A 21,915-nucleotide genomic window follows, 5' to 3' on the forward strand; every position below is an offset into this window, starting at 1 on the left:
ATGAACCCTGAAATTGTAAAACAACAAATTATCCATTTCGAGAATGGCTTTCCATTTTTAAAAATTATAGCTCCTGCCACTCCAGAAAATGGCATCAAAGTACTGAGTGAAAAGGAATTAGCTCATTTCAAAAATACCTATCCAGAAAAAGCTGCACAAATAGAAGTAGTCAAATTTGTTCCTGCAAGTGGCGCTGCCTCAAGAATGTTTAAGGATCTTTTTTCATTTCTTGAAGGCGATGGAGATCTCAGTAAGTCTCCATTTGTTCAGAAGTTTATGAATAACATAGAAAAATTTGCTTTCTATGATGACCTAGACGAATACTTAAAATCGCAAGGAAGCAGCATTAACCTTAAATTAGATAGTAAAGACTATAAGGGGATTTTATCGGCCTTACTTGATGATAATGGACTTGGATATGGAAGTTTACCAAAAGGGCTTCTAAGGTTTCACTCCTATCCTGATGAAAGAAGGACTCCAACTCATGAACATATGATTGAGGGAGTTCAATATGCAACAGGTGCAGGAAACACAGTAAAAATTCATTTTACGGTTTCACCAGAACACGAGAGTAAATTTAAAGAAGAGGTGGCTTCAATTCTTCCCAAATTAGAAAAACAATACGGGATCAATTTTGACATCAGTTATTCCCAACAAAAGAAATCTACTGATACGATTGCAGTAAATATGGACAATACTCCTTTTGTTGAAGATGATGGAAGTATTCTATTTAGACCGGCTGGACATGGAGCACTTTTGGAAAACCTAAATGATATTTCAGCAGACTTGATCTTTATAAAAAATATTGACAATGTAGTTCCTGATCGATTAAAAGGAGAAACCAAAGACTATAAAATGGCGATTGGTGGATTGCTTTTAGAAATTCAGGAACGGGTTTTTGAAGCGTTACTCAGATTAAAAAATAAGGTCGAAGAAAGTTCTATAAATCATGCTGAGCATGTATTTAAACATCACTTAGGAGGAAAACTTGCAGATGGATTTGAGAATAAATCTTTAAAAGAAAAAGCCTCCATTTTAGAATCAAAATTAAACCGACCAATCAGAGTTTGTGGAATGGTGAAAAACACCGGTGAACCAGGAGGAGGGCCTTTCTGGATTCAAGAGTCAGATGGTTCATTATCACTTCAAATTGCAGAAACTGCTCAAATTGATATAAATGATCCCGAAACAAAGAAACTTTTCCAAGCCTCTACCCATTTCAATCCAGTTGATTTGGTTTGTGGCACAAAGGATTATGAGGGGAATGATTTTGATCTTTTAGAATACAGAGATATGATGACAGGGTTTATAACTGAAAAATCAAAAAGTGGAAAAGATTTAAAGGCTCTGGAATTACCTGGTCTTTGGAATGGTGCGATGGCAGGTTGGAATACACTTTTTGTGGAAGTTCCTTTAATAACTTTCAACCCAGTCAAAACTGTAAATGATTTATTAAGAGACGAACACCAATAACAGTATAAAAGCAGAAGTCAGAAGTTTAAAAAACTAATCTGACTTCTGTATTTCCTACTCTTTTTTGCCTGCATACAATTCGTACTTCAACAGACGACAATCAATCGTTCCATTCCAGAATTCAATTCTTCTATTCGCTTTCAAGCCAACTTTTTTAGCAAGTTCCATATTTCCAGTAAAAATATACCCTCTATATCCGGCACATTTTTGCTTCATATAGTCTCCCATTCTTTTGTAGGTTTCTTCTAATTCTAGAGACTCTCCTAACCTTTGCCCATATTCGGGATTAAAAATCACCACACCTCTAGGTTTTTCCGGAATAATTGTCTCTTCAAAATCGCATACTTGAAAATCAATCATATGGTCTACTCCAGCGATTATGGCATTCTCCTTAGCAAAGGCTATGGCCTGCAAAGAAATATCTGATGCGATGATTTTAACCTCAGGAACCTCCATGATTTTATTTTGAAGCTTCTTTTTTTTCGCTTGAAATGCCTCTTCTTGGTAGCCCAAGATGTATTGGAATGAATAATTATCTCTAAAAAGTCCTGGATATCTTTTTGTTGCCAATAAAGCCGCCTCAATTGCAAGAGTGCCAGATCCACACATAGGATTAACAAACGGAACTCGCGTATTCCATTCTGTAGCGAAAATGGTTGCCGATGCTAATGCCTCAAGCATAGGAGCTTTACCTGGAATTTTTCTATATCCATGTTTAGCGATCGTTTCACCTGAAGTATTTATGTACATGGATGCTTGAGTGCCTTTCCAATAAAGCTGGAATACTAATCCTTGAAAATCAGACCCTGAATCAGGTCTTCTACCCGTTTTATCTCGAAACCTATCTACAATTGCGTCTTTGACCCGAACATTTACAAACATCGGGTTATTAATACTTTCATTATCCACAACAGAATTAACAGAGAAATATCCGTCTACGTCCAAAAATTCCTCCCACTCAATTGCTTTTATCTTCCTATAGATATCCTCTGCATTTTGTAAGTAAAAAGATTTAATTTCGAAAAGCACCTGTGAAGCGGTACGCAAATGAAGATTCAAATCCATACATTCCTCAAGACTAGCCTTAAGTTCTATTCCGGTTCTACCGACAGATTCTGGCACGAAACCTAATTCTCGAACTTCCTTTTCTAAGTAGGATGCAAAACGGTCTTTGCAGGTGATAAATACTTTTCCTCGTTGGTCAAAATCAAGCATACGCAAAAGTAAGAAAGTTCATCCGATTCTTTCTCCATTCAAAAAGTAGATCCTTCAATCGTTATAATTAAATCCAAAAACTCGAAAACGATTGCGTAAATTAGAGGATATACAAGTTGTTCGGAAGGGCTGAAATCAGGAATTTTAGCCTATTCCAAAAAATCAAAATTTATGAAAAAAGTCCAAAATCTATTCTATTTACTGCTTTCAGGTGTGTTTCTTTTTAGTTGTGCATCTGAACCAAAAGCCGAGGATGAATGGAAAGATCTTTTCAATGGAAAAGATTTAACAGGCTGGAAGCCGGTAGCAGGAACAGCTACTTTTGAAGTCATTGATGGAGTCATTGAAGGCTCAGCTGTGGCAGGATCTCCGAATACATTTTTAATAACTGAAGAAACATTTGAGGATTTTATTTTAGAACTTGACTTAAAAGTTGAAAACCTAACCAGCAACTCTGGAGTAATGGCAAGAGGTCAATTTGATCCTGCGGCTCGAGAAGGAAAAGGCTTGGTATTTGGATATCAGATCGAAGCCGATCCAAGCGATAGAGCATGGTCTGCCGGAGTATATGATGAAGCTAGAAGAGGCTGGTTGTATCCTTTAGATCTAAATCCTTCTGCTAAATCAGCCTTTAAAATGGGTGAATTTAATCATTATAGAATCGAAGTGATTGGAGACGAAATCAAGACTTGGCTGAATGGGCAAGAAGTTGCTTATGTGGTAGATGATATGGATAAAAGTGGTTTTATAGGATTGCAAGTCCATAGTATCAGGAACCCTGAAGACGAGGGAAACAAAACGTATTTTAAAAATGTCAAAATCAAAACAACAAACCTCGATCCCAAACCTTTCGATAAATCCATTTTTGTTGTTAATAATCGATTAAACGAATTAACCGATTATGAGAAAAATACGGGTTGGAGATTACTTTTTAATGGACAGAGCTCAGAAGGCTGGAAAGGTGCATACAAGGAAACTTTCCCAGATTTTGGTTGGTCCGTAAATGATGGAATTCTTACAATTGCTGCCTCTGATGGAGGAGAATCCACTAATGCTGGTGATATAGTAACAACGGAGGAATTCTCAGCTTTTGATTTGGCTTTTGAATTTAGACTAACTGAAGGAGCAAATAGTGGCCTAAAATATTTTGTAACTTTATCAGAAGGAAATTCAGGTTCAGCAATTGGCTTGGAATATCAAATTCTTGATGATGAAAAGCATCCAGATGCCAAAATGGGTATAGCTGGGAATAGAACCCTTTCAAGTCTTTATGATTTGATAACAGCAGATAAACAACCAAGATTTATAAACCCAATTGGAGAATGGAATAAAGGACGTGTAGTTGTTGAACCAAACAATCACGTAACACACTACCTCAATGGAGTAAAAGTTTTAGAATATGACAGAGGATCAGAGGAATATAGAGCCTTGGTTGCAAATAGCAAATACGCTAAATGGCCAAATTTCGGTGAAGCAGAACAAGGCTACATTTTATTACAAGATCATGGAAATGAAGTAAGCTTTAAAAACATTAAAATAAAGACCCTAAAATAAGCCCCATCAAAAAATGAAAAACAATAGAAGAGAGTTTATTAAGAAATCTGCGGCAGCTACAGTTGGAATTTCCGCATTAGGAAGTCTTGGTTTTTCAGCTAAAAGTTATGGTAAAATCCTTGGTTCAAATGAAAGAATCAATGTTGCGATTGCAGGTTTAGGGAGAAGATTAGGAGCTTATTATGAGCCTATTAAGTTACCCAAAACCAATGTTAATCTGATGTATCTTTGTGATGTCATGCAATCTCAGATGACAAAAGCAGCTCAAAACTTTTCAAAACATATTGACTACCAGCCTAAACTGGAGGGAAATATTATGAAGGTTTTGGAGGATAAAGATGTGGATGCATTAATTAACGCCACTCCCGACCATTGGCATGCTCCAGGTACATGGTTGGCATCAGAGCGTGGCAAGCATGTCTATGTAGAAAAGCCATGTAGTCATAATCCAAGAGAGGGAGAAATACTAATTGCCATCCAAAAAAAATATGGGAATGTAATCCAAATGGGAAATCAGCAACGCTCTGCTCCAGAAAGTATTGAGATCATCAAGGCTATTCATGCAGGAGCAATTGGAAAAGTTTCTCAAGCAAAAGCATTTTACAGCAATAGTAGAGGTTCTGTTGTCAATCCTACCCTTGCAAGTCCTCCGGAAGGATTGGATTGGGAAATGTTTCAGGGTCCTGCCCCTCGAAAAGCTTATACTCATAATACATGGGATTATAATTGGCATTGGTATGGTTGGGATTATGGAACGGCCGAAACAGGAAACAATGCGACTCACGAATTAGACGTTGCGAGGTGGGCTCTTCAGGTTGATTATCCAACAAAAGTTTCAACAATAGGAGGAAAATATCACTTTGAGGATGACGGATGGACTATGTATGACACCTTAGAATCGACCTATCAATTCGAAAATGGATCTGTAATCCAATGGGATGGAAAAAGTCGAAATGGATATAGTACTTACGGAAGTGATCGAGGTACCATCATTTATGGTTCTGAAGGCTCCGTTTATGTTGACCGGGGAGGATACAAACATTTTGACAGATCAGGAAAACTGATAAAAGAAAATATGTCCGGTAACAATGAAGGTGGAACACAACTTGGTGGTGGTGGAGATATGAGTACGATACATGTTGCCAATTTCTTCGAGGCTATCAGAGGAAATGAAAAACAGAATTCTACTATCGAAGAAGGAGCAGTTAGTACTTTGCTTTGTCATTTGGCAAATATATCATATCGAACAGGCGAGTCTTTAATTTGTAATCCTTCCAATGGACATATATTAAATTCAGAGAAAGCTAAGCTTCTTTGGACAAGAGAATATGAAAAAGGATGGGAACCTCCTAAACTATGATAAATTCTAAATAGAGTTAGATACCTGTTACAAAAACTGTAACAGGTATTTTTTTTTAAAACATAATACCTATTAACTAATTTTTTCAAGGAAGTTTAGGTTATATGACAATTCGATATTTAAACCATATTATTATTAAATACTCAGCAATAATCCATTACTTTTTTTTTCAAATCAATAATGGATTTTGGAATATTAATATTTGTTTTATGGAAGCGCAATCGATTGCGTAAAAACTTTTAGTTCTTCTTCCTTTAACAACTTATTTTGAATCAGTTATCACTAATTAAACACGTCTAAAGATGAAATTTAACCATTCATATAAGACGCCAGGTAGTGATGACCTACAATTAATTTCAAACAAAACCCAATCTTTATGAAGCCTAAATTTTACACTTACCTTATGGTAGTGCTTTTTCTGCTCTTAGGTGTTTCAAGCACTTTTGCGCAAGAAGCCCAAGTGAGTGGGACAGTTTTAGATGAATCAGGTTCACCATTACCGGGAGTAACAATTCTGGTTAAAGGCACAACAAGAGGAACTACATCTGACCTTGATGGAAAGTACAGTATTAATGCGCAAGGTAATGCGACCTTGGTTTTCTCTTTTATTGGATATAGTCCATTAGAAGTTGCTGTTGGAAATCAATCTGTGATCGATGTTAATTTAGAACCAGATCTTTCAGATTTGGAAGAAGTAGTCGTAGTTGGTTATGGTACAGCTAAAAAAAGTCAATTGACTGGAGCTATTTCTTCGGTAGGTTCTAAAGAAATTCAGGAACTACCTATTACAGACGCAAGACAGGCCTTGCAAGGTAGAGCAGCTGGTGTAGATGTTACACAGCCAGGCTCAAAGCCAGGTTCTGCTCCTCAAGTGAGAATCAGAGGTAGAAGATCTTTTAATGCATCAAATGAGCCTCTTTATGTAATCGACGGTATTCCTGTTGTTGGTGGTTTGAATGATATTAATCCACAGGATATTACTTCCATGGAAGTATTAAAAGATGCATCTGCTACAGCGATCTACGGTTCAAGAGGTTCTAATGGTGTTGTATTAATTACCACCAAAAGAGGAACAAAAGGAAAAACTATAGTTTCGGTTGACTCCTATTATGGAATGAACAGAGAACTTGGAAGAATCGATGTAATGAACGGACCTGAGTTTGCTGAATATAAAAGAGAATCTCGGCGTACAAGTGGTGAGTATCCTGCCGGTCCTGCAACTCCTGCTGCCGACGAGTCATTATTTGAGCCGGTAGAATTAGAAGGAATTGCCTTAGGAAGAAGCACCGATTACCCAGGAGGCTTAATGAGAAATGGAGCAATTCAAAGTCATCAAATTGGGGTTAGTGGTGGATCAGATAAGACAACCTTCTTTGTCTCTGCTAACTATTTTAATGATAAAGGAGTCATAAAGAATCAAGATTATACCCGTTATACATTTAGAGCAAATATTGATCATCAAATTAATAAAAAGATCAAGTTTGGAACATCTACCCTTGTTTCTTTTAGTGAAAGAAATGGTGAGAATTTTAACCCGCTAGGAGGTGCACTTGCTGAAAATCCTTTAGGTAAGCCATTCGATGAAGATGGGAATATTATTTTCTTACCTACTTCTGATGGTCTAAGAACCAATCCTTTTGCAGAAATAGTAGAAGGGGCTCAAGAGGATTTAACCAAAAATTATAGAATCTTCAACAGTATATTCGCAAACTATGAGATTATCCCTGGTTTGAATTACAGATTAGTATTCGGGCCAGATATTACTATTAGCAGAAGTGGAAGATTTACTGGATCTCAAACAAATTCTCGTCGTGGCGGTGAACCTACAGGTAGTGTAAATGATCAATTCACTTTTAACTACACCTTAGAAAACATCCTTACTTATAATAAAACTTTTAATTCTGTTCATAATTTAAATCTTACTGCTCTTCAATCCATACAGAAAGATCGCTACGAGCAAACTACAGTAAGTGTACAAGGTATTCCAGCCGAATCACAGTTTTACCATAGATTAGGAGATGCCTCTCAAATTACAGGAGCAAATACCAATTTGGTAGAGTGGGCATTGATGTCTTTTATGGGAAGATTGAATTATGATTATAAAAACAAATTCTTACTTACTGCAACTTTGAGAGCAGATGGAAGTTCAAGGTTTGGTGAGAATAATAGATTTGGTTATTTCCCATCTGTTGCTTTAGGATGGAATATTCACTCTGAGAGCTTTATGCAAAATTCTTCATCAGTAGATCAATTGAAGTTTAGAGTTTCTTATGGTTCCATCGGTAACCAGGCGATCAATCCTTATCAGACTCAGGCATTACTTGGAAGAACAAGCTATGCTTTTGATAATTCTGCAGCATTTGGATATAGACCAAATACAATAGGTAACCCTGATTTAAGATGGGAAACCTCTACCACTTTCAACATAGGTTTGGATTTTGCACTATGGAATAGTAGAGTTTTTGGTGCTTTGGAATATTATATTACTAATACTTCTGATCTTTTAGCTCCACAGCCACTTCCTAACTCAACAGGATTTGGAGGGTTCACAACCAACATCGGAGAAACTCAAAACCGAGGTATTGAATTGACACTTTCAACATTGAATGTTGAGAAAGGTGATTTCACATGGACCACTGATTTGATTTTTACTAGAAACCGAGAAGAAATTATTTCTCTTCCAAATGGAGATGATATTTCAGCAGGTAGATTTATTGGTCAGCCATTGACTATCTTCTATGACTTGAAGAAAATCGGCATTTGGCAAACAAGTGAACTTGACGAGGCAAAATCATTTGGTAGTGTTCCTGGAGAAATAAAAATCGAAGATTTAAATAATGACGGAGTAATTAACTCAGAGGACAGACAGTTTCTAGGATCTGCAGTTGCCGATTTTGCAATGGGTATGACCAATAGATTCAATTACAAAGGCTTTGACTTTTCTTTCTTCCTTTACGGACGATTTGGATCTATGCTTAGATCTCAGTTTCACACAGGCAACAACTCTTTGGCAGGAAGGTACAATAACCTAGATATTGATTACTGGACTCCAGACAATCCGACTAATTCTTACCCAAGACCAAATGTGAACCAAGAGAGTGCGAAATATGCTAGTTCAATGGAATATTTCGATGGGACTTTCATCAAAGTGAGAAACATAAACCTTGGCTATAACTTCACACCAGAGGCCGTACAGAAAATTGGTTTTACAAGCTTAAGAATTTATACAAGTATTCAACAGCCATTTATTTTTGCCAATTATCGATCAGAACATAAGGGTATAGATCCTGAAGTGTTCATTGATGGAGAACAAGGTGTAGGAGGCGGAGCAGTTAATGCTAACGTATCACCAGCAGTTACTTCTTTCACATTTGGTATTAATGCAAAATTCTAATCAGCGATGAAAAAACTAGCAATAAAATTAAACTTTTGGGCTAAGTCTACAGCCCTGATACTAGGAATTTCAGCAATGTCCGCATGTAGTGGATTTCTTGAAGAAGATGTAGTATCACAAATTGGAAATGACTATCTCAGTACAGCCAAAGGCTTAAATGACGGAGTCAATGCCGCTTACAGTACCATGAGAGCATGGTATGGAACTGAGCGTGGGAATAATTTTACGATTTTTGGAACTGACACTTATACCAATGGTGCAGATGGTTCCTGGAAATTCATGAATTTTTATACCAATCAGTTTGATTCCCAAAATGGACATGTTCGTGAGCTTTGGGATGAATTTTATAGAGGTATCAATACCTGTAATGCAGTTATTGATAGGTCTGCGGACGCTACTGGGGTTTCTGAGGAGGTATTGCTTCAAAGAATTTCAGAAGCAAAGTTTATCCGCGCACACCATTATTTTATTATGGTTCAACTATTCGGAGGCGTCGATTTGCAACTATCTGAAACTTCCACTCCTACTAAAGAAGTAACAAGAGCTTCCGTTCCTGCAATTTATGCTGCTATCATTCAAGATTTGGAGGAAGCTATTCCAAATTTGGAAGCTAAAGCCCAATCAAGTAATTATGGTAGAGCAACTCGACCTGCAGCAGAGCACTTACTTGGAAGAGTTTATTTAACTAAAGCAACTTCGGAGGCTGGTGAAGCTTCTGATTATGGAAAAGCTGAGACTTTGTTTCAAAGTGTCATTGATAATTATGGCTTTTCTTTACTTCCTGACTTTGGAGATGTTCATGCCTTTGGAAATGAAATCAATAATGAAGTAATCTGGTCAACCCAGTATACTTATGATCCATTGACAACTGGAGGAGGCAATAATGCGCACGTGTTTTTCCTAATGGAATATGATGTGCAGCCAGGTATGATTAGAGATACTGAGAATGGCCGTCCATTCAAAAGATTTAGACCAACAGATTACACTCTAAATGTGATTTTCGCTGACAGAGAAAATGATTCCCGTTATTTTAAATCATATCGAGACGTATTCCTGTCAAACAGACCAGGTACTTATAATACTACGTTTGATAAATCAAAAGAGACGTTAACTTTTGCCGCAGGTGATACTACTATGTGGCTACCTGGTTATAATATGCCAGAATCAGAGCGAGCTAAATATCCTTATCAGGTACTAACCCCAGAATTATACACAGAAAGATTATTCCCAGCTCTAAGAAAGCATATGGATCCAGGAAGAGCAGATAGAACTCAATTTGCTGGAGGTAGAGATTATATCGCTTTCAGATTGGCTGACACTTATCTTATGCTGGCTGAAGCTCAATTCCGTCAAAATAAAATTTCTCAAGCTACTGAAAATATCAATGTAGTAAGAAGAAGAGCTGCTTTTCCAGGAAAAGAAGCTGAAATGGAAATTTCCGAATCTGATTTAACTTTTGAATTTATTACAGAAGAAAGAGAAAGAGAATTGATTGGAGAGCAAAGTAGATGGTTAGACCTTAAGCGTTGGGGAATCTTAGTAGAACGAGTGAAGCTGTACAATCCTCAGGGAGCTCCTAACATTCAAGACTTCCATGTTTTGAGACCGATACCACAGAATCAAATTGACCGGGCAGAAGGAAATGCAAGCGCTTTCCCTCAAAACCCCGGATACTAATTATTGATAGGGTTATAAAACAAAAAGCTGTTCTGAAATCAGAACAGCTTTTTTTATTTTAAAGGTTAGTTCAAATTATTCTGCTAAAGTAGAAGCTCTTATTGTAATTTTTGATGGTAAAATTACCACCTCATTTGGCAAGTCTGGCTGATTGGGTTTTGTAAGTTTCTTAATCAGAATTTTAGCACATTCCTCTCCTATGGAGCAGGCAGGCTGAGAAATAGTTGTCAGAGATGGGTTAAGTAAACCCGCTATTCCCATATTTGAAAAACTTATAATTTTTAAATCCTCAGGGATTCGAACGTTTTCTTTTTTGGCGGCCTGGTAACAGGCAAGAGCCAATTTTTCTACAGAAGCCAAGATTCCATCAGGTTTATTGGGGCCATTAAGCAATTCTCTCAAAATCTCAACATTGGTAGTTTCATTTTGACAACATACTTTACTAAATATGGGATTGTGCTCTATTCGAGCCTCCTTTAATGCTGCCAAGAAACCTCTGTGTCTTTCTTTAGTTATTGAAATATCTTCAGATAACATTAAAAATGCAGGTCTTTTGGACCCTTGCTGAATTAGATGCCTGGTAGCTTCTAATGTAATTTGGTAATCATTTGTAATAAATTTAGTAGTCGGAATCTCACTACAAATCCTGTCAAAAAACAAGATTGGTAGTCCACGATCATGCAGTCTCTGTAAATGGCAAATATCACTTGTTTGACTGGAAACCGACATTACTATTGCATCAGCCCTTCCATTCAACAATAAGGATACAATCTTCTTTTCTTTTTCTACATCCTCATGAGTGCAATATACCAATAAGTGATATCCATGCTCTTGCGTGATAGTTTCAATTCCATCAATTACTTGTGCAAAAAAAGTATTGATTCGTTCAGGAATAATCACAGCAATAGTTTTACTCTTATTCTCTCTTAGGCTTCTAGCAAATGGATTAGGATGATAATTTAGTTTTTCAGCCATGCTTAGAACTCTCTTTTTTGTCACTGCACTAATTTCGTAGCTATCATTCAAAGCACGAGAAACGGTAGAAGGTGCTAGATTGAGCTCAGCAGCTAGTTCTTTTAGACTTATACCAGAAACCATCTTTCTAATTATTTTGGGGTTATTATTAATAAAGTTCAAAATACAAAGCTTCTTTCTTATTCCCTCTATCCCATTTATATAAATTCGAAAACGTTTGCGTATTTTCTTACATTTTTGGAAACATTTCAGGGTAAATTGTATTTTCTTAAACCCGACAATACCTTCACCCAAGCTTATGCAAACCCTGGAAACTCAACAAGCATTCTTGTCAGAAGATTTTCTTTTAAATAATAAGTATTCCCGTAAACTCTACCATGAGTTCGCGAAAGATCAACCGATTATTGATTATCATAATCATCTACCACCTTCTGAAATAAATTCAAATAAAAAATTTGAAAATATTTCAAGAATTTGGCTTGCAGGAGACCATTATAAATGGCGAGCTATGCGGACATTGGGCATACCTGAGACCTATATAACAGGTGATGCGAGTGATAGAGAGAAATTTCAGAAGTGGGCTGAGGCAGTTCCATATACCTTGAGAAATCCATTGTATCACTGGACCCATCTTGAACTAAAAAGATATTTTGATATTGATGAACTACTGACCAAAGAAAATGCAGGTAGAATCTTTGATCAAACTTCTGAAATGCTTCAAGGGGAAGACTTCAGTACTTGTTCCTTGCTGGAAAAGATGAATGTAGAAGTTGTTTGTTCTACAGATGACCCAACAGATTCATTAATTGAGCATGTAGAATTTAGCAAAAAAGGGAGAAATCTTGAAATGTATTCTGCGTTTAGACCTGACAAATCTTTTGCAGTTGAAGATCAGGCAACTTATAACAAGTACTTGGTAAAACTTGGAGAAATTTCTTTAGGTCAGGATATTGAAAGTTATGATGAATTGTTACAAGCACTTCAAAACCGAGTTAACTATTTTCATGCTCGAGGATGTAGGGTCTCAGATCATGGTTTAGAGCAATTATATTTTTTTGAAAATGATCTGTCTTATGATATGGATGGATTATTACAAATGGTAAGAAAGGGAAATGCACTATTACCTGATCAAGCTAAATTCTTTAAATACCAGGTATTAAAAGAATTATCAAAGATGTACCATGAAAAAGGTTGGGTTCAGCAATTTCATTTAGGAGCTTTAAGAAACACCAATGCTAGAATGCTTCAATTTTTAGGCCCAGATACAGGGTTTGACTCCATTGGAGACTTTGATCAGGCAAAGGCTTTGGCACAATATCTCAATGCACTTGATTCTACTGATCAACTTTGTAAAACTATTCTTTATAATCTAAATCCAAGGGACAATGAAGTGATGGCAACCATGATTGGAAACTTTAATGATGGCTCGATTAAAGGGAAAATACAATTTGGTTCTGGCTGGTGGTACATGGATCAGAAAGATGGAATGGAAAAGCAAATAAATACCCTCTCCAATATGGGAATGGTCAGTTGCTTTATAGGAATGTTAACTGATTCAAGAAGTTTTTTATCTTTTCCAAGGCATGAATATTTCAGAAGGATTCTATGTAATCTTTTCGGAAATGATGTGGAAAATGGAGAATTGCCATGGGATGAAGCATGGCTTGGAAAAATCATTCAAGACATTTGTTACCAAAATGCAAAGAACTATTTTGACTTCAACTCGAAAAATATAAACTTTTAATATGAGTAACTTCTTATTTTCGCTCAAAGGAAAGAAAATTGCCTTTTCAGGTGCCACAGGTGTTTTAGGAAAAACGATGAGTCTACATCTTGCAAAAGAAGGGGCAGATCTTATCGTTATTGGAAGAACAAAGTCCAAAGTAAATGAGCTTGTAACTGATATAAATTCTTCTGGTGGGAAAGCATGGGGATATTATGCAGATGTAACAGATGAAGAATCACTAAATGAGATTGCAAACCAAATCACTTCTGAACACGGCTACTTAGATGTTTTAATTAATGCTGCAGGTGGTAATATGCCTGGAGCTGTTATTACACCCGGTCAAAGCTTTCTAGATTTAGATACAGATTCCCTGAAAAAGGTAATGGATTTGAATTACTTAGGAACTGTACTCCCAACCAAAATCTTACTTCCTTTAATGCTTAAAAAAAATAAAGGGAATATTTTGAATATCAGCTCTATGGCTGCTAGTCGTCCTATGACTCGAGTTTTAGGTTACGCATCAGCGAAGGCTGCAATTGATAATTTCACCAAATTTCTCTCAGTGGAGCTGTGTTCCAAACATGGAGCTGGATTTAGAGTAAATGCTATTGCTCCTGGCTTCTTCCTGACTGAACAAAACAGAACACTTCTTACAGAATCTGATGGAAGCTTAACTCAAAGAGGAAACCAGATTAAGACTCATACACCTATGGACCGATTTGGAAAACCTGAAGATCTTTTAGGTGCCTTGCAGTGGCTTTGCAGCGATGCCTCAGAATTTGTAACTGGAACAATTGTCCCGGTTGATGGAGGTTTTAGCGCGTATTCAGGAGTATAAATCATCTGATAGAAAATTCAAAAAACTGAGTTAATATTTTAAAATTATTATTGCTCGGGCAAAAATTTAAAATTAATAAACCTAAAATTATGGCCTATAAGATGGAGCAAACCATGCGTTGGTACGGTCCAAATGACCCCGTAAGTCTCCAAGATATATTACAATCAGGTGCAACAGGTATCGTTACAGCTTTACATCATATTCCAAATGGGGAAATTTGGACGGTTGAAGAAATCCAAGCCAGGAAAGATGTTGTAGAAAAAGCAGGGCTAACTTGGTCTGTAGTAGAATCTATTCCTGTTCATGAATTGATTAAAACCAGAACAGGGAATTTTAAAGAGTTAATAGAAAACTACAAAGAAAGTATCCGAAATCTTGCGAAAGTAGGAATTCATACTGTTTGTTATAATTTCATGCCAATTCTGGATTGGACGAGAACGGATCTTTTTCACACCCTTCCAAATGGAGCAAAGGCTTTACTTTTTGAAAAGAAAGCCGTTCAAGCATTTGATCTTTTCATTTTAAAAAGAAAGGATGCCGAAACTGAATATTCTTCAGTTGAATTAGAAGAGATTAAAGCATATTATGAGGCATTAACTCCTGAAAAACATCAGCTAATTATTGACAATATTCTTAAAGGCCTTCCTGGATCTGAAATTGGATATACCTTAGATGAATTTAAGGCAATGCTGGAAACCTATTCCGGAATCAATGCCCCCAAACTTGCGGAACACCTTAAATTATTCTTAGATGAAATTGTTCCAGTCGCAGAAGAGAATAAAGTTTATCTGGCAATCCATCCTGATGATCCTCCTTTTCCTCAATTTGGACTGCCTAGAGTAGTCTCAGTAGCAGCAGACGCTAGAAGAATAATCAAGGATCAGCCAAGTCCCTACAATGGGTTAACGTTTTGCACTGGTTCTTATGGAGTAAGAGCAGATAATGATTTGCCCGCTATGGTTTCAGAGTTTGGGAATCATATCCATTTTATCCATTTAAGAAGTACAAGAAGAAAAGAAAATGGGGATTTCTTTGAAGATAATCATCTGGACGGAGATGTACCAATGGTAGCTGTAATAGAAGAAATTCTTAAAGTACAGGAAAAGCGAGGTAAATCAATCCCAATGAGACCTGATCACGGTCATCAGATGTTAGACGATTTGAATAAAAAAACGAATGCGGGCTATTCAGCAATAGGAAGATTAAAAGGTCTTGCAGAAATCAGAGGAGTAGAAGCTGCATTGTTATATTCTAAATCAAAATGACCGAAAAGGAGAAAATGCTGGCAGGTGAATGGTATTTAGCTGCTGATCCTCAATTGGCAGCTGAACGTATGCGTGCTCGTAAACTTCTTAAAAAATTGAATGATTCAGATCCAGAGGATATTGAATTAAAGAGTAAAATTGTAAATCAATTATTGGGGAAATCCGGAAAAAATGTTTGGATTGAACCACCTTTCTTTTGTGATTATGGGTATAATATTGAAGTTGGAGATGACTGTTTCATCAACTTCAATTGTGTTATGTTGGACGTTACTCCAGTTAAGCTTGGGGACCGTGTTTTAGTTGCACCAAATGTTCAATTTTACGCAGCCACACATCCTACGGAAAGCAAAGCAAGAGCTGAGCTTTGGGAATTTGGTAAACCCATCACCATTGGAGCAGATGTTTGGATCGGGGGAAGTTCAGTTATTTGCCCTGGAGTAAGCATTGGAGATCGATCAATTGTTGCAGCTGGATCAGTTGTTACTAAAGATGTACCTTCAGGAGTAATAGTTGGAGGAAATCCAGCAAAAATTATTAAAGAAGTACCATCATCCAACTAGTCATTCTATAATAAATCGAATGACGACTAGTTTCCCTGCTAAATTTAAACTGGCCTTTAATTTGAAAAACATTTCATTATTTTTGGCCTTTATCTTTTGAATAAAAAAAAATGAAACGAGTTTTAGTAAGCGGAGGAGGTGGATTTCTTGGAAGCCATCTTTGTGACCGGCTTTTGGCAGAAGGAAATGAGGTCTTGTGTGTGGACAATTTTTTCACTGGAAACCGAAGAAATATTCATCACCTTCTTGACAACAAGAATTTTGAATTACTTCGCCATGATGTTACACATCCCCTTTTTGTCGAAGTAGATGAAATCTACAATCTAGCATGTCCTGCCTCCCCGATTCATTATCAATTTGACCCGGTTCAAACTACCAAAACCTCTGTTATTGGGGCGATGAATATGTTAGGGCTTGCAAAACGACTTAAAATAAAAATTTTACAAGCTAGTACTTCAGAGATTTACGGAGACCCTGAAGTTCATCCCCAACCTGAATCCTACAAAGGAAGTGTTAATACTTTAGGGATAAGAGCTTGCTACGATGAAGGCAAGAGGTGTGCTGAGACACTGTTTTTCGATTACTATAGACAACATAAGGTGGCGATCAAAGTCATGAGGATATTCAATACCTATGGACCGAGAATGCACCCTAATGATGGACGGGTAGTAAGTAACTTTATTGTTCAAGCATTGAAAGGGCAAGATATCACAATCTATGGTGATGGAAAACAAACCCGTTCTTTCTGCTATGTAGATGACAATATAGAAGGTATGTACCGATTGATGAATAGTAGGGATGGATTTACAGGACCTGTAAATATTGGTAATCCTGGAGAATTCACAATGCTCGAATTGGCTAATTTGGTCATTGAACTCACAAACAGTAAAAGTAAATTAGTATTCTTACCCCTTCCTCAGGATGATCCTATGCAGCGAAGACCCGTTATAGAATTAGCAAAAAAAGAGTTGGACTGGGAGCCAAAAGTTGCTTTAAGAGAGGGACTTACTAAAACTATTGAATATTTTGAAGGGGTCATTTAACCTCTTTTTAAAATCAAAAAAACCATCCTTGAGGGATGGTTTTTTTGTTAAAGCTTATTTCTTTTCAAATATATAGCCCGGACCATCACAAGGAGTTGCTGAAAAGTTATTCAATTGATTGTTAAACCTTAAAGTCAATTGTTCCTCGTTTGGTTGGCCACAATTATTGAAAATATTATCTCCATCTGTAAATATTAGAATTACATAAAGCTTTGCATCAGAGGAACTATAAGCGGGAACATCCTCTACTGTAAATGTGCCTGAAGCTTCCTTTAATCCATCCTCCTCATAAATCCTGGTTTTCTTGAAAGTACCATTTGACATAAACTGATAGGTTTGAAAAAAACGATCTACGTCTGAATCACTTGTCTCTCCTATCCAAGGATTATATATTCCTACCAATTCCCAAGTCCCTATGATAGATTCTTTTGGCTTTTCATCTTCACCACACGCTACCAATAAGAAACAAAAGGAAAAACAGATTATGATATTTTTCATTAGAAATAATGTTATGAGAAATAAACGGGACAAAATCTCAAAACGCAACAAGGTCAAATCTGAAAATTCCACTTTTCATTTCTTTGTTCAAACAAAAAATACCTATTCATCTGAATAGGTATTTAACTGGCGTGAATATTTAAATTCACTTCAAAGAAAAAGAAAATTATCTTCGATTATAATTGATTATAACTCATTGATTTTCAATAAACAGGATATTATTCTCCAACTTTTTCAATATGAGCTTCCTTTATTTTTCTACGTAAAATTTTACCAACATTAGATTTTGGTAATTCATCAATAAAGTAAACTTCCTTGGGACACTTATAATTGGTTAAAAATTCTTTGCAGTGCGAGATAACAGAATCGGAAGTAGCGGACTTATCCTTTGGCACCACATAAGCCACTACTTTTTCTGTTGACTTGGGATCAGGCATACCTATCACACCCACCTCCAGAACTCCAGGGCAGGATGCGATCACATCCTCAACCTCATTTGGATAAACATTAAAACCTGAAACCAGAATCATTTCTTTCTTTCTATCCACAATTTGGAAAAAACCATCATCATCCATGACTCCTATATCTCCTGTTTTAAACCATTCCCCTCGCATCACCTCATCAGTTTCTTTCGGCCTATTCCAATAACCTTTCATTACCTGAGGGCCTTTTATACAAATTTCTCCACGTTCCCCTATTGCCAATACTTTTCCTTCATCATCCATTACAGTCATTTCAGTATTTGGAAGAGGTATCCCTATTGTTCCATTTCTCTCCGTTCCGTCTATGGGGTTACAAGAAGCCACGGGTGAGGTCTCTGTCAACCCATAACCCTCTGCTAGAGGTGTTCCAGTAACTTTTTTCCATCGCTCGGCGGTTGCTTTCTGTACAGCCATCCCTCCTCCTACCGCAATTTTTAGATGACTGAAGTCTAAATTTCTAAATGCTTCTTGATTTAAAAGACCATTAAAAAGGGTATTAACCCCAGTAAATACAGAGAATTTATGTTTGGAAAGTTCCTTACAAAAGGCAGGCATATCTCTGGGGTTAGTAATCAAAACATTGTGAGCACCAATCTTGAGCATGGCCAGACAATTTACTGTCAAAGCAAAAATATGGTATAAAGGCAATGCAGTAATTACCACTTCTTCCCGCTCCTTTAATTTCGGTTTCATCCAGGCTGAGATTTGCTGCATATTGGCAATGATATTCCCATGGGTTAATTCAGCCCCCTTCGAAACTCCAGTAGTACCCCCAGTGTACTGTAGAAAAGCAGTATCCTTTAAGTTGATTTTTGGCGCTCTAAATTCATATTCTGAACCTTGTTCCAAAGCAGATTTAAAAGTGTCTGAACCTGGTAGATTATAGCTTGGAACCATCTTCTTCACATGCTTTACCACTAGATTAACTATTGTCCCTTTTATTAACCCAAGCATATCTCCTAATTCAGTAATGACAATCCTTTTAGCATGAATTTCTGACCTGATTTTTTCAAGATTGTAAGCAAAGTTTGCTACAATTACTATCACATCCGCACCAGAATCGTTGAATTGGTGCTTCATTTCAGAGGAAGTATATAAAGGGTTTGTATTTACTACAATCATCCCAGCTCTAAGTGCCCCGAACATCACCACTGGATATTGAAGAGTGTTTGGCATTTGAATGGCAATTCGAGACCCTTCTTCCAATTTCAGAACATGAATGAGATAGTTTGCAAATTGGGCAGAAAGCTTATTAAGTTCAAGAAAAGAAAGTGTTTTGCCCATGCATTCATAGGCAGTAGCTGAACCATATTTTTTTACAGATTCATCAAAAAGTTCGGAAACACTCTCATATGCTTCACAATCTACTATTTTGTCAACTGAATTTGGGTAATGTTTCAACCAGGGAAAATCATTCATTTCTATGTATCTTGGGTTTGTCTATTTTTTCTGAATTACTATAATTTCTAGGTTTTCAGCAACGATTGAATACTACTATTTTAAAATTTTTCTTGCAATAAGCTCTTTCATTATCTCGTTTGTTCCTGCATAAATCCTTTGTACCCTTGCATCAGCATAAGCTCTTGCCACTCCATATTCCCACATATACCCATAACCTCCATGTAACTGAACGCATTCATCTGCAACTTTACATTGAAGTTCTGTCATATTATATTTTGCTGCAGAAGCCATAGCAGAGTCAAGTTTACCATCGTTATGAAGTTGAACTAAATAATCACAATAAATTCTTCCTTGCTCTAACGCAGCGGTCATTTCTGCTAGTTTGAACCTTGTATTTTGAAATTCCGAAATTGATTTGTTAAAAGCTTTTCTTGACTTCACGTATTCAATGGTAGCAGTAAGCATATATTCACCCAAAGCCACAGCAGCAAGTGCAACTACTAATCGTTCTTGAGCCAACTCTGTCATTAAATACTTAAAACCTTCTCCTTCCTTACCCAATAGGTTTGCTTTTGGCACTTTTACATCCTCAAAAAACAATTCACAGGTATCTTGTGCATGTAAGCCCACTTTATCAAATGGTTTACCTTTTTTGAAGCCGGGCATATCATTATCTACAAGGATCAAACTTATTCCCTTCGCTCCTTTTGAAGGATCTGTTTTAACTGCCACCACGACGACATCACATAGGAACCCATTTGTAATGAATGTCTTTGAGCCATTAACCAAATAATGATCTCCTTTATTTTCCGCTTTTGTCTGAATTCCTTGAAGATCGCTTCCTGCACCAGGTTCTGTCATCGCAATAGCTCCTATATAATCTCCAGAAACCATTTTGGGGACGTACTTTTGCTTAGATTCCTCAGTTCCAAAATGCAAAATATAAGGCATTACAATATCGCTATGAAGTGGGTATCCAATTGCAGGACCTGAACAACCACTTAATCCTAGCTCCTCTATCAAAATTGCATTGAATCGGAAATCTTGAATATTCATACCTCCAAGTGATTCGGGAGCCTGAATTCCTAAAAACCCATTATCACCAAACTTCTTCCAAGATTCTCTGGAAACCATTTTAGCTTTTTCCCATTCTTTATTAAAGGGAGTGACTTCTTTTGCAATAAATTCTCTTACACTCTCTCTAAAAAGTATGTGCTCATCGGTGAATAAATTTCTTGGTAATCCAAACATATCAGGTAATTTTTTATTTATACTCTACTATCAAAAATACGGAATTTTAGGTGCTATCAATGATCAATAAGTCCAAGAAGCGACAAGATGTTGAATCTTATGACTTATAATTCTTTAATTCCAAATTCTAATATTATGTTTGATCGCATTAGTAATTTCTATTGCTAATCATACTTAAATTGAAAATGATAAACCTGGAATTAGTCACCAGCATTGAAGAAATCTCGAAATTACCTATATGGAAATTTGGAGAACGGGTTGAAAGATCAGAACCTGCCGGAGAAAGCAACATGAATGTGGTACTCCGTATCACTACAAATCAGCGTTCTGTCATCTTAAAACAATCTAAACCTTATGTACGAAAATATCCTCAAATAGAGGCCCCAATTGAAAGAATTAGCGTAGAATATGCCTTCTATGAAGCCGCAAACCAAAATCCGATATTAAAGAACTTTTCTCCCAAAGTATTAGATTTTTTACCTGATGAACACCTTTTGGTAACGGAAGACTTAGGGAAAGGAATCGATTTTTCTGAAATATACTCTGGTAAGATTGCATTGAAAAAGCTAGAAATTCAAAACTTGTGTGATTATCTAAATGCTCTTCATGAACTTGAAGTTAAAGATTTCCCAAGTAATAATGCTATGAAGATACTAAATCATGAGCATCTATTCAGGTTCCCTTTTTTAGTAGAAAATGGCTTTGATCTTGATTCTATTCAGCATGGACTTCAGGATTTGAGTTTAAAGTATAAAAACAATTCAACTTTAAAAAGAAAAATAGAGCAGTTAGGGAAGCGCTATTTATCCCAAGGAGATACACTTTTGCATGGAGATTTTTATCCTGGAAGTTGGTTAAAAGTGGGTAATGAAATAAAAATAATAGACCCTGAGTTTGGGTTTTTAGGAGATCCAGAATTCGATTTAGGAGTTTTGTTTGCCCATTTTGAATTGGGACAACAATCGAAAGAATTAAAAGATGAGTTTCTTCAATCCTATATTCAACCCTTATCGCCAAAGCTTTTGGACCAATATCAAGGAGTAGAAATTTTACGAAGATTGATTGGCATAGCGCAACTTCCTTTGAATTTAACCCTTGAAGAAAAAGAAAAATTAATGAACCGAGCAGTGGAATTGATTTTAGAATAGATGAGAAAAATATATGTATTGGCGTGTTGCATAATTCTTTCATTTTCATGCAATC

Annotated in this window: 16 protein-coding genes; 11 read left to right on the forward strand and 5 right to left on the reverse strand. The window is 36.5% G+C overall.

Annotation, left to right across the window (positions count from 1 at the left end; all coding sequences use genetic code 11):
* A partial coding sequence (locus Q0L68_RS05035) for a DUF4301 family protein (RefSeq protein ID WP_296700245.1) occupies positions 1–1,473 on the forward strand: 1,473 nt, incomplete at its 5' end.
* Positions 1,474–1,527: 54 nt separating this feature from the next.
* Here Q0L68_RS05035 and Q0L68_RS05040 read toward each other — a convergent pair.
* On the reverse strand, positions 1,528–2,688 hold the full coding sequence (locus tag Q0L68_RS05040) for a class I SAM-dependent RNA methyltransferase (RefSeq protein WP_296700294.1): 1,161 nt from the start codon (positions 2,686–2,688) through the stop codon (positions 1,528–1,530).
* 171 nt (positions 2,689–2,859) lie between these two features.
* On the opposite strand from Q0L68_RS05040, the gene Q0L68_RS05045 reads away from it, so the two are divergent.
* The 4 genes from Q0L68_RS05045 (at position 2,860) to Q0L68_RS05060 (ending at position 10,673) form a co-directional block, all read left to right on the forward strand.
* Positions 2,860–4,242 (forward strand): DUF1080 domain-containing protein, encoded by a 1,383-nt coding sequence (locus tag Q0L68_RS05045; protein WP_296700248.1) that lies wholly within the window; start codon positions 2,860–2,862, stop codon positions 4,240–4,242.
* A gap of 13 nt (positions 4,243–4,255) precedes the next feature.
* A complete protein-coding gene (locus tag Q0L68_RS05050) occupies positions 4,256–5,602 on the forward strand; it encodes a Gfo/Idh/MocA family oxidoreductase (RefSeq protein WP_296700251.1) in 1,347 nt (448 codons plus the stop codon).
* A gap of 376 nt (positions 5,603–5,978) precedes the next feature.
* Entirely contained in the window at positions 5,979–8,996 is a 3,018-nt protein-coding gene (locus tag Q0L68_RS05055; RefSeq protein WP_296700253.1) for a TonB-dependent receptor, read from the forward strand.
* A 6-nt stretch (positions 8,997–9,002) separates the two neighbouring features.
* Positions 9,003–10,673 carry a RagB/SusD family nutrient uptake outer membrane protein gene (locus Q0L68_RS05060; protein ID WP_296700256.1) on the forward strand — a complete coding sequence of 557 codons (1,671 nt, stop codon included), beginning with the start codon at positions 9,003–9,005 and terminating at the stop codon, positions 10,671–10,673.
* 75 nt (positions 10,674–10,748) lie between these two features.
* Here the strand turns inward: Q0L68_RS05060 and Q0L68_RS05065 are convergent, their stop codons facing one another.
* Positions 10,749–11,771 carry a LacI family DNA-binding transcriptional regulator gene (locus Q0L68_RS05065; RefSeq protein ID WP_296700259.1) on the reverse strand — a complete coding sequence of 341 codons (1,023 nt, stop codon included), beginning with the start codon at positions 11,769–11,771 and terminating at the stop codon, positions 10,749–10,751.
* Positions 11,772–11,946: 175 nt separating this feature from the next.
* Here Q0L68_RS05065 and uxaC point away from each other — a divergent pair, with 175 nt between their 5' ends.
* From uxaC to Q0L68_RS05090, 5 genes are all read left to right on the forward strand, one after another.
* Positions 11,947–13,392 carry a glucuronate isomerase gene (gene uxaC / locus Q0L68_RS05070; protein WP_296700263.1) on the forward strand — a complete coding sequence of 482 codons (1,446 nt, stop codon included), beginning with the start codon at positions 11,947–11,949 and terminating at the stop codon, positions 13,390–13,392.
* Between the two features lies 1 nt (position 13,393).
* Positions 13,394–14,212 carry an SDR family oxidoreductase gene (locus Q0L68_RS05075; RefSeq protein ID WP_296700267.1) on the forward strand — a complete coding sequence of 273 codons (819 nt, stop codon included), beginning with the start codon at positions 13,394–13,396 and terminating at the stop codon, positions 14,210–14,212.
* An 89-nt stretch (positions 14,213–14,301) separates the two neighbouring features.
* Positions 14,302–15,477: a mannonate dehydratase gene (uxuA, locus tag Q0L68_RS05080; RefSeq protein WP_296700271.1), complete on the forward strand. Its 1,176-nt coding sequence runs from the start codon at positions 14,302–14,304 to the stop codon at positions 15,475–15,477.
* Complete coding sequence (locus tag Q0L68_RS05085) at positions 15,474–16,037, forward strand: sugar O-acetyltransferase (protein ID WP_296700274.1); 564 nt, start codon at positions 15,474–15,476, stop codon at positions 16,035–16,037. The genes uxuA and Q0L68_RS05085 overlap by 4 nt, the downstream gene beginning before the upstream one ends.
* 110 nt (positions 16,038–16,147) lie before the next feature.
* Complete coding sequence (locus tag Q0L68_RS05090; RefSeq protein ID WP_296700278.1) at positions 16,148–17,080, forward strand: UDP-glucuronic acid decarboxylase family protein; 933 nt, start codon at positions 16,148–16,150, stop codon at positions 17,078–17,080.
* A gap of 54 nt (positions 17,081–17,134) precedes the next feature.
* On the opposite strand, the gene Q0L68_RS05095 is transcribed toward Q0L68_RS05090, so the two are convergent.
* The 3 genes from Q0L68_RS05095 to Q0L68_RS05105 form a co-directional block, all read right to left on the reverse strand.
* On the reverse strand, positions 17,135–17,578 hold the full coding sequence (locus Q0L68_RS05095; RefSeq protein WP_296700286.1) for a hypothetical protein: 444 nt from the start codon (positions 17,576–17,578) through the stop codon (positions 17,135–17,137).
* Between the two features lie 218 nt (positions 17,579–17,796).
* Complete coding sequence (locus Q0L68_RS05100; protein ID WP_296700289.1) at positions 17,797–19,479, reverse strand: AMP-binding protein; 1,683 nt, start codon at positions 19,477–19,479, stop codon at positions 17,797–17,799.
* A gap of 75 nt (positions 19,480–19,554) precedes the next feature.
* Positions 19,555–20,712 carry an acyl-CoA dehydrogenase family protein gene (locus tag Q0L68_RS05105; RefSeq protein WP_296700292.1) on the reverse strand — a complete coding sequence of 386 codons (1,158 nt, stop codon included), beginning with the start codon at positions 20,710–20,712 and terminating at the stop codon, positions 19,555–19,557.
* Positions 20,713–20,897: 185 nt separating this feature from the next.
* Between Q0L68_RS05105 and Q0L68_RS05110 the strand changes: the two genes are divergently transcribed.
* The gene (locus Q0L68_RS05110; RefSeq protein WP_296700299.1) at positions 20,898–21,860 is read left to right on the forward strand and encodes a phosphotransferase; all 963 of its coding nucleotides are present in this window, start codon (positions 20,898–20,900) and stop codon (positions 21,858–21,860) included.
* The last annotated feature ends 55 nt before the right edge of the window (positions 21,861–21,915 follow it).

This window comes from Algoriphagus sp. (genome assembly GCF_024642405.1).
Lineage (GTDB): Bacteria > Bacteroidota > Bacteroidia > Cytophagales > Cyclobacteriaceae > Algoriphagus.

Coding starts and splice junctions, on each gene's coding strand:
- Q0L68_RS05040 (WP_296700294.1), bottom strand. CDS start 2,688: ATGCTTGATTTTGACCAACGAGGAAAAGTATTTATCACCTGCAAAGAC.
- Q0L68_RS05045 (WP_296700248.1), top strand. CDS start 2,860: ATGAAAAAAGTCCAAAATCTATTCTATTTACTGCTTTCAGGTGTGTTT.
- Q0L68_RS05050 (WP_296700251.1), top strand. CDS start 4,256: ATGAAAAACAATAGAAGAGAGTTTATTAAGAAATCTGCGGCAGCTACA.
- Q0L68_RS05055 (WP_296700253.1), top strand. CDS start 5,979: ATGAAGCCTAAATTTTACACTTACCTTATGGTAGTGCTTTTTCTGCTC.
- Q0L68_RS05060 (WP_296700256.1), top strand. CDS start 9,003: ATGAAAAAACTAGCAATAAAATTAAACTTTTGGGCTAAGTCTACAGCC.
- Q0L68_RS05065 (WP_296700259.1), bottom strand. CDS start 11,771: ATGGTTTCTGGTATAAGTCTAAAAGAACTAGCTGCTGAGCTCAATCTA.
- uxaC (WP_296700263.1), top strand. CDS start 11,947: ATGCAAACCCTGGAAACTCAACAAGCATTCTTGTCAGAAGATTTTCTT.
- Q0L68_RS05075 (WP_296700267.1), top strand. CDS start 13,394: ATGAGTAACTTCTTATTTTCGCTCAAAGGAAAGAAAATTGCCTTTTCA.
- uxuA (WP_296700271.1), top strand. CDS start 14,302: ATGGCCTATAAGATGGAGCAAACCATGCGTTGGTACGGTCCAAATGAC.
- Q0L68_RS05085 (WP_296700274.1), top strand. CDS start 15,474: ATGACCGAAAAGGAGAAAATGCTGGCAGGTGAATGGTATTTAGCTGCT.
- Q0L68_RS05090 (WP_296700278.1), top strand. CDS start 16,148: ATGAAACGAGTTTTAGTAAGCGGAGGAGGTGGATTTCTTGGAAGCCAT.
- Q0L68_RS05095 (WP_296700286.1), bottom strand. CDS start 17,578: ATGAAAAATATCATAATCTGTTTTTCCTTTTGTTTCTTATTGGTAGCG.
- Q0L68_RS05100 (WP_296700289.1), bottom strand. CDS start 19,479: ATGAATGATTTTCCCTGGTTGAAACATTACCCAAATTCAGTTGACAAA.
- Q0L68_RS05105 (WP_296700292.1), bottom strand. CDS start 20,712: ATGTTTGGATTACCAAGAAATTTATTCACCGATGAGCACATACTTTTT.
- Q0L68_RS05110 (WP_296700299.1), top strand. CDS start 20,898: ATGATAAACCTGGAATTAGTCACCAGCATTGAAGAAATCTCGAAATTA.